Source organism: Serratia sp. KH_031, from assembly GCF_057839655.1.
The window spans coordinates 3,362,479-3,376,308 of the sequence record NZ_CM174496.1 but is presented as its reverse complement, the minus strand read 5'-3'; the positions used below and the strand labels follow the sequence as shown (position 1 = coordinate 3,376,308).

Genomic DNA, 13,830 nt, shown 5'->3' with positions numbered 1-13,830 from the left:
CATTTGTCATGAACAAGAATCTATACCGTATCGTCTTTAACAAAGCCCGTGGCCTGTTGATGGTGGTGGCAGACATCGCCCGTTCTGGTCGTGCGGGTGCCGCGCGCTCTTCGGGGCTCGGTCATACTTTGAGCCGTTGCATCAGTAAGCTCGGTGCATTAAGTTTCAGTTTGTGGCTGGCGCTCGGGATGGTGCTTATTCCTACTGCGCTGCAACCAGTGAATGCCGCAGTTGTTGCTGATGGCAGTGCACCCGGCAACCAACAACCGACCGTTATTGGCAGCGCCAACGGCACACCGCAGGTCAATATTCAAACGCCTAGCGCAGGCGGCGTATCGCGTAACGTCTACAGCCAGTTCGACGTTGATAAAAAAGGCGTCATCCTCAATAACTCACATAAAAACGTCAATACTGAACTGGGCGGCATGGTCAGCGGTAACCCGTGGCTGGCGAAAGGTGAAGCTAAAATCATCCTCAATGAGGTCAATGCCCGTGACCCGAGCCGCCTGAACGGTATGGTAGAAGTAGCGGGGCAAAAGGCACAGGTGATTATCGCTAACCCATCGGGTATTACCTGTAATGGCTGCGGTTTTATTAACGCCAACCGTGGCACCTTGACCACCGGTCAGGCGCAATTGAATAACGGTAATCTGACCGGTTTTAACGTTGAGCGTGGCGAAGTAGTGGTTGAAGGCGCGGGCATGGACAGCTCACGTCAGGATTACACCGACATCATCGCCCGTTCGGTGAAGATCAACGCCAAACTGTGGGCGAACGATCTACAAGTTACCACCGGCCGTAATCAGGTAGATGCGGCGCATCAGAACATCAGCGCACAAGCGGATGACCCGGCGACTAAGCCGCAACTGGCGGTGGATGTCTCCAGTTTGGGTGGCATGTACGCCGGTAAAATCCGCCTGATCGGCACCGAACAAGGCGTTGGGGTACGTAACGCCGGTAAAATCGGGGCTGAAGCGGGCTCGGTGATCGTTACCGCCGATGGACGGATTGAAAACAGCGGCTCCATCACCGGCAGTGAGTCGGTAGCGCTGGCTTCGCAGCAGGGTGTCAGCAACAGCGGCGGGGTGTTTGCCAAAGGCTCCACCACCGTCACCACGCCGGGCGACGTCGATAACAGCGGCTCGATGGCGGCGGGACAACAGGTACAGATTCAAGCAGGCAGCCTGAACAGCCGCTCCGGCAGTATGCTGATGGCGGGGGTGAATGAAGACGGCAGCGCAGGTGGTGCGGGCGATATGGTGCTCAACACCCAAGGGCAACTGACGGCGCAAGGGAAAAACGTTGCCACCGGCACCCTGACGGCACGCGGACAAGGCATTGATGTGCGCGGCAGCCGTACCATCGCCAAAACGGTGACGCTGGACGCCCAACAAAAAACTTTACAGACCGCAGGCGCGCAGGTAGCGGCAGAACAACAACTGAACCTGAACACGGCGTCACAACTCAACAACGATGGCGGCTCCCTGAGTGCCAATCAACTGACGTTGAATGCGCAATCTCTCTCAAACCAGCAGGGCGACATTACCCAGTTTGGCACCGATGATTTGACCTTCAATTTGCCAGGCAGCCTGAATAATAACGCTGGCCACATTGCCAGCAACGGCAACGTTTTCCTCACCAGCAGCACGCTGGATAATCAGAACGGTGAAGTCGCGGCGGCGCAAAGCGGCAATCTGAACGTGCACACCGCTGGCGCAGTGAATAACACCCAGGGGATGTTGGCGGCGGGGGCTGGGCTGCGTTTGGACAGCAACCAGTTGACCAATGACGGCGGCCTGTTGCAATCCGGTGCAGATATGGCGCTGGAGACACGCGGCGGCCTGCTGAGCAACCTCAACAGCGGCGACGGTAACGGTATTATCAGCCGCGGTGGGTTAACGCTCTCCACTGGCAACCTCGACAACCGGCAGGGCTTTATCGCCAGTGCGAAGGATTTCACGCTGACCGGCGCGGCGCTGGATAACCGTGGCGGCACGCTAGGTTCGGAACAAGCACTGACCAGCACGACGAAAGCCGTCAACAATCAGGGCGGTGCCATCAAGTCCGGGCAGGGCATGACGTTGAACACCCAGGGTGAGCGCCTTGATAACAGCCAAAAAGGCGTGATCGCGGCGGGGCAATCGCTACAACTGGACAGCGGTGACCTGCTGAATAGTAACGGCACCTTGGTGAGTGGTACTGATGCGGTTTTGACCTTTGCCCAACTGGATAACCGCGCTGGGCAACTGGCGGCGCAAGGCGCACTGAACCTCACCGGCAAACACATCACCAACGACGATGGCGGCCTAATACAAAGTGGCGCAGCGCTGACCTTGCGCAGTGATAGCCTGAGTAACCGCAACAGCGGCGAAACCGGCGGTATCACCAGCTTGGGCGATATGCATCTCACCACCGGCGCTTTCGATAATAATGCCGGGGTGCTGATTGCCGGCAACAACCTGAATTTGACTAGCGCGGCAGTAGATAACCGCGCTGGTCAACTGGTGGCACAAAAGGCGCTGACCGCTAACACGCAAGCCGTGGACAACCGTGGCGGCTTGGTGCAATCCGGTGAGTTGCTGTATTGGAACAGCCAACTGGCGGCTCTCAATAACGCGCAAGGGACTTTCCACAGTTTAGGCGGCATGCAACTTTCTACCGGTGAACTGAATAACCAAAACGGTACGCTGGGCGCGAAAGGGGACTTCACCCTGACCGCCAGCAAAGTGGATAACAGTGCCGCCGGGCGCATTATCGGTGAACAGGCGTTAACGATAACGACCGCTGACTTGAACAACCAACAGGGTCAAGTTCAGGCGGTGGGTGATTTACTGCTGAGTAGCGCGCAGGGCGTGATCGATAATGCCATGGGCTTGCTGCGTAGCGGCGCGACCGTCACGCTGAATGCGCTGACCTTCCTCAACCAAAACACCCAAGGGGATAATCAGGGGCTGGAAGGGCAAACGGTGGTGGTCAACAGCGGTACGCTCGACAACCAATCCGGTAGCATTTTGGCGAATAAGCAACTGAACATCACCAACCGCGGCGTGCTGAATAACAACAGCGGTCAACTGGCCTCGGCCGAGTTGCTGCAACTGCAAGGCGATAACCTTGCCCTGCAAAACAGCGCCGGGATGGTGAAAGCCGGTAAACAGCTGGATATCAAGGCATTGAGCGTGGGTGGCGACGGGCAACTGCTGTCGCTGGGCGACATCACCCTCACCAGTCAACGAGATATCGATAACAGCGGCGAGATGATCGCCAACGGTGATTTTACCTTCACCACGCCGGGTTCGGTCAATAACAGCGGTAAATTGCTAGCCGGTGGCAAGCTGGACTTGCACGCTAATAATCTGTTCAACGCCGCCAGCGGGGAGATCAACGCTGGGCAGAACTGGCTGACCGTCAACCAAACCCTGACCAACACCGGCCTGATCGACGGTGGGCATACGTTACTGACCGCAGAGACGTTGAACAACATCGGCACCGGTCGCATTTACGGTGACTACATCGGTGTGAATACCCTCACCTTCAACAACTTGGCAGCAGACGGTACGGCGGCAACACTGGCGGGGCGTGAACGTGTTGATATCGGTACGCAAACACTGAACAACCGCGATCATGCGCTGATTTACAGCGCCGGTGATATGGCAATCGGCGGTGAGTTGGATGCCAACTTCGCCGCTACCGGTAAAGCGGCGGTGCTAAACAACCACAGCTCAACCATTGAATCGGCGGGGGATTTGGCGCTGTCGGCCTCGCAAATCAACAACATCAACGACCATTTCAGCACCGAGTTGGTGACGGTGTCGACCACGCCAGTAACTGAGTACCAGTTCCGTGGTGAGTTCTACAGCCCTGATGAATATACGATTTACACTTATCAGGATGAAGTCACCATCATCTGTATCGAAGGGGTTATGTGCCACAGCACCGATGGTGACACCTTCAATAAATACGACTACATCCGCACGATACAAGAGACGCAAATCGCCGAGAGCGATCCGGCGAAGATCATTGCGGGTGGCAACCTGAGCATTAATGCGGATCACCTGTTGAACGATAAGAGCCAAATCGTTGCCGGTGGCACTCTGGGTATCAACGCTGGCAGTGTGGATAACGTGGAAGTGAATGGCGAACGCCTGATCACTGATGTGGGCGAAGTGGCGCATTATTACCGCATTAGACACAAACACAACGACAGTCAGGGGCTGGACACCACGGCCTATACGCCACCGACGACCATCCAAACTATCACGCTCAAGCCGAGCCAATTGCTCTCACACGGTGATGTCACGGGTAACCCTGTCAGCATCGACCCGCTGACACCGCAAAGCACCGACGTGAATATCGGCAATGCCGGTGGCGTGGCGGCGGATGTGAATGGCGCGACGCTCGATCCGAATCGGCAGACTGTCGACCAACCGGGCACCCGTTTGCGCCCCGGTCAGCAGTTTGAAGTCCCCGGCCAATCCGATAACGTGGTGCGCATTATAGGGCCAGATGTTCGCTTGCCAGACAACAGCCTGTTCAAAACCAACCCGGCGGCAGAAAGCCCATATCTGGTGGAAACTGACCCGCGCTTCACCAACCAGAAAAAGTGGTTGGGCAGCGACTACATGCAAAACGCCTGGCCACAGAACAGCGACAACATGCTCAAACGGCTAGGCGACGGTTACTACGAGCAGCGGCTGATCCGCGAGCAGGTGATCGCCCTGACCGGGCAGCGCTATCTGGACGGCTTCAGCAACGACGAAGAGCAGTTCAAAGCGCTGATGGATGCGGGTGTGGCGGTGGGTAAAAAGTTCAACCTGCGCCTCGGTGTGGGGCTGACGGCAGAGCAGATGGCGAGCCTGACGCAAGACATCGTCTTGCTGGTGAGCACCCCGGTACGTCTGGCGGACGGCAGCGTGCAGAACGTGCTGGTGCCGCAGGTGTATGCGCGGGTGAAACCGGGGGATGTGGACGGCTCTGGCGCGCTGCTGGCGGGTAAAAACGTCGGCTTGAATCTGAGCGGTGACCTGCTGAACAGCGGGCGCATAGCCGGACGTGAGGCGGTGCAACTGAACGCCGATAACCTCACCAATCAGGCCGGACGTATTCAGGGCGCGGATGTGGCGTTGAGCGCACGTACCGACATCAACAACATCGGCGGGCTGATACAGGGCAACAACTCGCTGCTGGCGAGTGCCGGGCGTGACATCAACGTCACCAGCACCACCCGTTCGGCGAGCAGTGCCAGCGGGGCTAACCGTTTTGAGCGCAGCACGGTTGACAGCGTGGCGGGAATGTTGGTGCAAGGTCAAGACGGCAAACTGCTGTTGCAGGCGGGACGCGATGTCAACCTGACCGGTGCGCAGGTGGTGAACAGCGGTGAAAACGGCCAGACCTTGCTGAATGCCGGACGCGACCTGAACCTGAACACCATCACCACCTCCAGCCAGGATGCGTTGGTGTGGGATGCGGACAATACCCTGACGCAAGGCAACAGCCAGCAACTGGGCAGTGAAGTGGTGGGTAAAGGTGCGGTCACGCTGAGTGCCGGGAATGACCTGAACGCCAAGGCGGCCACGGTGTCTGCTGGCGATGCGCTAACCGTTCGCGCCGGGCATGACGTGACTATCGTCAACGGAGAAAACACCGAATCGGTAGACGAACGCCATAAGGTGACTGGCAGCAGCGGGATGCTGTCGAAAACCACCACCACCACGCGGGATGCCTTTGACCGTCAGACGGCGCAAAGCAGTTCGCTCAGTGGCGATAGCGTGACGGTGGTGGCCGGTCACGACCTGAAAGTACAAGGTAGCAGCGTGGCAGGCACACAAGATGTGACGCTGTTGGCCGGAAACGATGTGACCATTACTGGCGCGACCGAGCGCAACGACGAGACGCACCTTAAGCAGGAGAAGAAATCTGGGCTGTCGGGCACGGGGGGTATTGGGTTCAGCTACGGTACCGATGAGCTGAAAACCACCGATACCGCGCAAGCGTTGACGAATAAAGGCAGCACGGTGGGCAGTGTGAACGGCAATGTCACCGTGGGTGCGGGGAATAATCTGGCTGTTGTCGGCTCTGACCTGATTGCCGGTAAAGATATGGCGCTGTCGGGTAAGAACGTCAGCGTGACGGCGGCGGAGAACCAGAACAGCCAGATGCATAAGGTGGAGCAGAAGACTTCTGGCCTGACGCTGGCACTCTCGGGCACCGCAGGCAGTGCGTTGAACACGGCGGTGGAAACCACCAAACAGGCGCGGGAGAGCGACGACAGCCGGTTGGCGGCGTTACAGGGGACTAAGGCGGCGCTCTCGGGCGTGCAGGCCACACAGGCGATGCGGATGGACGGTGCAAAAGGCGGTGACCCAAGTAATGACAACACCGTGGGTGTCAGTCTGAGTTACGGCAGCCAGTCGTCCACCTCGATGCAGCACAGCGAACAGCGCACCAGCGAAGGCAGCGGCCTGACGGCGGGTAACAACCTGAACATCACCGCGTTTGGTGATGGCAAGGCGAAGCAGGAAGGCGACATCCTGATTCAGGGCAGCCAGTTGCAGGCGGGTAAAGACGCCACCCTGAACGCCAATCGCGATATCAACCTGATATCGGGCGAGAATACTAGCCTGCTGGACGGCAAGAACGAAAGCAAAGGCGGCACGGTGGGCGTGGGTATTGGTGTCGGCTCGGGCGGTTGGGGGATTAGTGTTTCAGCCAGCGTCAACAAGGGCAAAGGCTCCGAGAGTGGCAATGGCACCACCCATACCGAAACCACGGTCAACGCGGGGAACAATGTCAATATCATCAGCGGACGTGACACTAATTTGATAGGTGCGCAAGTCAGCGGCGAGACGGTGAAGGCGGATGTCGGGCGTAACCTGACACTGCAAAGCCAACAGGACAGCGACAACTACGACTCGAAACAGCAGAACGCCAGCGCAGGTGGCAGCTTCACTTTTGGGTCGATGAGCGGTTCGGCGAGTGTTAACCTCAGCAAAGACAAAATGCACAGCACGTATGAGAGCGTGCAGGAGCAAACCGGCATCTTCGCGGGGAAAGGTGGGTTCGACATTACCGTTGGGGAACATACGCAGCTTGATGGCGCGGTGATTGGTTCAACGGCGGATGCTAGCAAGAACAAACTGGATACCGGCACGTTGGGCTTTAGTGATATCGAGAACAAAGCGGATTACAAAGTCGAACACCAGAGTGTGGGCATCAGCACCGGTGGCAGTATCGGCAGTCAGTTTGCGGGAAATATGGCGAACGGGTTGTTGGTGGGAGCGAACTCGGAAGGGCATGCGAGCTCGACAACGAAATCGGCGGTCTCCGACGGCACTATCACCATCCGCGACCAAGATAAACAGCAGCAGGACGTCAGCACGTTAAGCCGCGATGTGGAAAATGCCAATCCGGGACTGGATGTTATCTTCGACAAAGAGAAAGAGCAGAAGCGGTTACAGCAGGCGCAGCTCATTGCTGAAATCGGTAATCAAGTGGCGGACATTGCACGCACGGAAGGGAATATCCGGGCGATAACGGCAGGCAAAGAGGAGCTGGCAAAGCGGAATCCACCAGTAAAAGAGCCGGGAGAAGGTGCCACGAAGAAAGAGTGGGAAGCCTATAACGCGACGTTAGCGGACACCTCTGCGTATAAGAAAGCACAAACCGAATGGGGTACGGGAGGTTCTATCCAGCAAGGGATGCAAGCGGCAACGGCGGCGATCCAGGGGTTAGCCGGTGGTAATATGGCACAAGCCATTAGTGGTGCCGCCGCACCGTACTTGGCGGAGCAAATCCACAAACTGGCACCGGATGAAGCAAGCCGAGCGATGGCACACGCGGTGGTCGGTGCAGTAACCTCTTATGCCAGCGGCAACAGTGCCGCCGCAGGTGCAGCGGGTGCGGTCAGCGGTGAGTTGATGGCGCAACTGGTGATGAACCAGTTGTATCCCGGTAAAAAAGTCAGTGAGCTGAGTGAAGACCAGAAACAGACGATTAGCGCGCTAGGCACTTTGGCGGCAGGATTGGCCGGCGGTCTTGCGGGTGATAGCAGTGCTGATGCGATTGCGGGGGCGCAGGCTGGGAAAAACTCGACCGAGAACAACTTCCTTAGCGCGAACAAGAACGATGCGCTGAATAAAGCTCTGGATGACCAAAAAGCCGGTAAAAATTTGCTGGAGGCCTCTCAGACGATTGTCAGGGAGACAAATGAAGACCGGAGCAATAATGTACTGGTGGACAAATACCTCAAAGGACAACTGACTGACGGTGAGAAACAACAACTTGCGGGATTACTTAATCAGTATGGTTATGAACTGCAATCGGTTTATGGTTACTCTGAGAAACAGGCAGGGGAAGCTATTCAGGCTCTGGTCAATGGTAAGGCGTTTGTAGCGACAGCCGCGGATGCGAGAGCATATAACGAAGCGTTGAGCTACTTAAAAGGTTATAGCGCCCAATCTGGGCAGGCAGCACTGGGAACGGATGCTTTGCTTATTTTACCGGGTGCTCCTGGAGCGATAATCCGTGGAGCGTTGGCGACAGGAGGGGCTTACCAGACAGGTATTGGCATTGGCCAGACAGTCGATGGTAAGTACGGAGAAGGTGCACTGAACATTGGCTTAGGAACAGCGGCTATCTTTGGCGGAGTTGCTGGACAAGGCGTTATAAAGAAAACTGAAACAGGTATTGTTTCCCCAAGTAAAGGTACTGGGTGGGCAGAGAGCTCTCAGTCGATTGATAAAAATGCACATTCTTCTATTCCGAAAGTTACTGCTGAATTGACAGATCCTCAGACCGGGAAAGTCTTTACGGATACCAATCAGGGGAACAGACCTGATTTCTTCTTAGGGGATGCCAGCAAGCCAACACTGATTAACGATGTTGTACAGGCAAAAGTAATTAATCAACCAGATAAAAACTTCCCAAATGGAAATATGGCTACGGCTCATGCTGAAGTCGGAACTATCCAACAAGCTTATGATCAAGGCATGACTGCAGGACGTAGCATGGAAATGAGCGTATCTGGCAAGCCTGTTTGTGGTTACTGTCTTAGTGATATAAAGAGCATGGCTGAAAAATCTGGTTTGAAATCGCTTACTATTTTTGAAGAGAAAAGCGGCGATACTTTGTATTGGGAGCAAGGGATGAAAAAATTCACTAGGAAATAAACTTATGAAAGATGAGTTCGAAGTCGATTTTTATCTCCATGCTAGAAACCCTTTTACGCGGGTTCGTAGTCCCGCATGGAGTGATGTAGAAGCATTTCTGACAAGATTGAAGGGAGATTCAGGTGGCGTAAGGCTCCGTATTTTACCTGAACCTGACATTGGACCAATGAATTTAGATGTGTCTACAGATAATGGTTTCTATCTTTTGACGTTACTAGAATGTTCAGAATCTGATTTAAATGTTCGTTCCTATTGGAATAAATCGACATCAGATAAGGATAACAAAATACAGATTTATGGGGATTATTGGCCTGAACGCCAGCTAACAAATGATTTTGATCTTGTCGTTAGGACATTTAAAGAGTTTTTTGATACTGGCAATGTATCAACGGATCTTTTGAATTAATAAACGAATCTTGTAGTTAGGGCAGTAGCGTGGCAGGCACACAAGATGTGACGCTGTTGGCCGGAAACGATGTGACCATTACTGGCGCGACCGAGCGCAACGACGAGACGCACCTTAAGCAGGAGAAGAAATCTGGGCTGTCGGGTACGGGGGGTATTGGGTTCAGCTACGGTACCGATGAGCTGAAAACCACGGATACCGCGGCAGCACTGACCAACAAAGGCAGCACGGTGGGCAGCGTGAACGGCAATGTCACTGTGGGTGCGGGGAATAATCTGGCTATTGTTGGCTCTGACCTGATTGCTGGAAAAGACATGGCGCTGTCGGGTAAGAACGTCAGCGTGACGGCAGCGGAGAACCAGAACAGCCAGACGCACAAGGTGGAGCAGAAGACCTCTGGCCTGACGCTGGCACTTTCCGGCACCGCAGGCAGTGCGCTGAACACGGCGGTGGAAACCACCAAGCAGGCGCGGGAGAGCGACGACAGCCGGTTGGCGGCATTGCAGGGGACTAAGGCGGCGCTGTCGGGCGTGCAGGCCACGCAGGCGATGCGCATGGACGGTGCAAAAGGCGGTGACCCAAGTAATGACAACACCGTGGGTGTCAGTCTGAGTTATGGCAGCCAGTCGTCCACTTCGACGCAGCACAACGAACAGCGTACCAGTGAAGGCAGCGGCCTGACGGCGGGTAACAACCTGAACATCACCGCGTTTGGTGATGGCAAGGCGAAGCAGGAAGGCGATATCCTGATTCAGGGTAGCCAGTTGCAGGCGGGTAAAGACGCCACCCTGAACGCTAACCGCGATATCAACCTGATATCGGGCGAGAATACTAGCCTGCTGGACGGCAAGAACGAAAGCAAAGGCGGCACGGTGGGCGTGGGCATTGGTGTTGGCTCGGGCGGTTGGGGGATAAGTGTTTCAGCCAGCGTCAACAAGGGCAAAGGCTCCGAGAGTGGCAATGGCACCACGCATACCGAAACCACGGTCAACGCCGGGAACAACGTCAATATTGTCAGCGGACGCGATACCAACCTGATAGGTGCGCAAGTCAGCGGCGAGACGGTGAAGGCGGATGTCGGGCGCAATCTGACACTGCAAAGCCAGCAAGACAGCGACAACTACGATTCGAAACAGCAGAACGCCAGCGCAGGTGGCAGCTTCACCTTTGGGTCGATGAGCGGTTCGGCGAGCGTGAATGTCAGCAAAGATAAGATGCACAGCAACTATGACAGCGTGCAGGAGCAGACGGGTATTTTTGCGGGTAAAGGAGGTTATGACATTCGCGTTGGGGAGCATACGCAGCTTGATGGTGCCGTCATTGGTTCAACGAGTGCTCCAGAGAATAATCGTCTGGATACAGGCACGCTGGGCTTTAGTGATATCGAGAACAAGGCCGATTACAAGGTTGAGCACCAGAGCGTGGGCATCAGCACCGGTGGCGCTATCGGCAGCCAGTTCGCGGGAAATATGGCGAATGGGCTGTTGGTGGGCGCGAACTCGGAAGGGCATGCGAGCTCGACAACGAAAGCGGCGGTATCCGACGGCACTATCACCATCCGCGACCAAGATAAACAGCAGCAGGACGTCAGCACGTTAAGCCGTGATGTTGAAAATGCCAATCCGGGACTGGATGTCATCTTCGACAAAGAGCGTGAACAGAAACGGTTACAGCAGGCGCAACTCATTGCTGAAATAGGCAATCAGGCGGCGGACATTGCCAGAACCGAAGGCCAGATACGGGCGACGACGGCGGGTAAAGAGGAGCTGGCGAAGCGGAACCCACCAGTAAAAGAGCCGGGAGAAGGTGCCACGAAGAAAGAGTGGGAAGCCTATAACGCGACGTTAGCGGACACCTCTGCGTATAAGAAAGCACAAACCGAATGGGGTACGGGAAGTTCTATCCAGCAAGGGATGCAGGCTGCCACTGCAGCAATACAGGGCTTAGCCAGTGGTGATATTAAAGCGGCGATAGCGGGAGCTTCAGCGCCTTATCTCGCGGAGGTTATCAAGCAGACGGCTCCGAATGAGGCGAGCCGTGTGATGGCTCATGCTGTTGTGCTGGCTGAAATGCAGGGTAATAACGGGCTGGCAGGCGCGGCGGGTGCGGCAACCGCCGCGGCAAGCACGAACGCGATTGCGAAAGCGATGTATGGCACCGATGACTTTAGCAAGATGACGGAAGAGCAGCGTCAAACGGTATCAGCGTTAACGACCTTGGCAAGTGGTCTGGCTGGCGGTTTAGCGGGCGGTGATAGTGGCAGTGCACTTGCTGGCGGTCAAGCAGGTAAAAATACGGCTGAAAACAATGATATGTTGATTCCAGTACCACCACGAGTTCAAGATGATGCTTCATTAGCATTCTGGATGGCTCAGCAAGGTGCGACTCCTGAGGAGGTCAATCAAGCTATTGCAGACTCCCACCTCGATCCATCCTTTGGTATTACATATAAAGTAAAACCCTATGTAAAAGGTGAAGTTGCTGTTGGAGCAGGTTATGGCGTTTATGTGGATGGAACGGCTGATCCTTCTCAATTATCCCTAAATAAAGGGGAAACACTTGCTGTTGGTGGCCGAGCTGCGGGGCAGATTGGTATTCAATTCGGTCCTTATTATCCAAATTTGATTGCGATGGAAAAAAATAACTCGTTAGATTTTGGATTTGGAATAATGGGAGTGGGATTGGCTTATGGTAAAGATGGTATTGGGTTATCTATTGGTGTCGGTCCTGCAATTGGTTGGAGTGGAGTGTCAAAAGATACTGCTGTAGGCAATGTCGATATAAATGGTTCATCAGGTAGTGAGTTTTATCATTACGATTTTAATGAAAAAGGTGAGAAGAAATGAATGTTCTTTATATTCATATTTTAAGCTTGGTGGTTTTCTTTATGTCTTTTTTGTTTTTTTGTAAAAAAACAGGGATTGCTTTCTCTTCGGCATCTTCTATGTCTATTTTTTTTGACTCTATATTTTTTGTTTTCGAAGGTGGTAAGGCCTCGTTAATTGGTAGGTTGGTTTTGCTTATTGTCATCCCATTATCGATTATTATTAGGGTGTTGTATGAAGGGGGGCGTGATTATTTTCTGGTTCTGACCTGTGGAGCATGGTTGCTACTTTTGTATTGTTATTATTATAAGGATAGTATTAAACCCAGCAAGATAAAGAGTTCTGCACTATTCAGTGAAGTGCTTTTTGCAAGAAGAAAGAGAGTACGGGGTGTATTCCTTTGGGGTGTTAGATTGCTATATGTAGCAGGTTTTTATTTGCATTTTTCTTTAATGTAATAATCTCCTTCTATCTTTGATCGGCTGGCTTTTTAAGGGGTAGGGCTGTGAGGTAATTGGCAAAGCAGCCCGCTCAGTGACAACTGTGTGACAGTAGCGGTGAATAGTCAGTAAGCGTTCCGCCAACTCACATGGTTTAAAATTTGGGGGAGAATCCAAGACTATGTTTTTCCACAATTTAAAATATCTGTGATTAGTTGTTTCGCTAATTTACTTTAAAACAGTATTTGGTATTATTTATAAATGTTTTCATATGGATTTGGTGATTGATTTTGGTTATATACATTCACTGTATCTATAACCTAAAGCAAATCTGTATCATTTACTATTAAGGACGATTCCAATGAAAAAATTAGCAATTACTAGCATTATTATTTCTACTCTGGGTCTCTGCTCTGCTGCAAATGCAGGGGAACATACGATCACCGCAGGTTATGCTCAGTCGAAGGTGCAGGATTTCAAAAATATCAATGGGGTAAACCTCAAGTATCGCTATGAATGGGATTCACCTATTAGTGTAATCACCTCGTTCACCTATATGAGTGGCGATAAAGATTATTCTTATCTTGCTGGGAGAGATATTATCGACAATAATGCTGAAGTAAAATATTACTCTTTGGCAGTGGGGCCTGCATACCGTATTAACCAATACATTAGCGTCTATGGGTTACTGGGTGTTAATTATAATAAAGTTGATTATAAATATAATTGGTTGAATTATGAGGCGGGTAGCTATCGGGATATGGGTGAAGTCAGTGGCAGTAACAATAACACTTCGTTAATGTATGGTGCTGGCGTTCAGATTAACCCAATTCAAAACTTGGCGATTGATGTCGGTTACGAAGGTTCAAATCTGGACGATGGCAGTCAGAGTCATTCGGTTAATGGGTTCAATATTAACTTCGGTTATCGCTTCTGATTTTAATGAATGCCTTATCTTCAGGTAAGGCATTTTAATTATTATGCCAATGGGATAG

General features: G+C 53.3%; 4 protein-coding genes and 1 pseudogene. All 5 read left to right on the top strand.

Features of this window, described 5'->3' with window-relative positions:
• Nucleotides 1-8: 8 nt before the first annotated feature.
• Entirely contained in the window at nt 9-9,164 is a 9,156-nt protein-coding gene (locus AC3ISQ_RS15290) for a two-partner secretion domain-containing protein (protein WP_489347851.1), read from the top strand.
• A gap of 4 nt (nt 9,165-9,168) precedes the next feature.
• Nucleotides 9,169-9,570: a DUF6911 family protein gene (locus tag AC3ISQ_RS15285; RefSeq protein WP_489347849.1), complete on the top strand. Its 402-nt coding sequence runs from the start codon at nt 9,169-9,171 to the stop codon at nt 9,568-9,570.
• A 20-nt stretch (nt 9,571-9,590) separates the two neighbouring features.
• Nucleotides 9,591-12,416, top strand: a pseudogene (locus AC3ISQ_RS15280) (hemagglutinin repeat-containing protein); the annotation flags it as partial.
• Entirely contained in the window at nt 12,413-12,853 is a 441-nt protein-coding gene (locus AC3ISQ_RS15275; protein WP_489347847.1) for a hypothetical protein, read from the top strand. The pseudogene AC3ISQ_RS15280 and the gene AC3ISQ_RS15275, both read left to right, overlap by 4 nt.
• A 343-nt stretch (nt 12,854-13,196) precedes the next feature.
• Complete coding sequence (locus AC3ISQ_RS15270; protein ID WP_489347845.1) at nt 13,197-13,772, top strand: Ail/Lom family outer membrane beta-barrel protein; 576 nt, start codon at nt 13,197-13,199, stop codon at nt 13,770-13,772.
• Nucleotides 13,773-13,830: the final 58 nt, after the last annotated feature.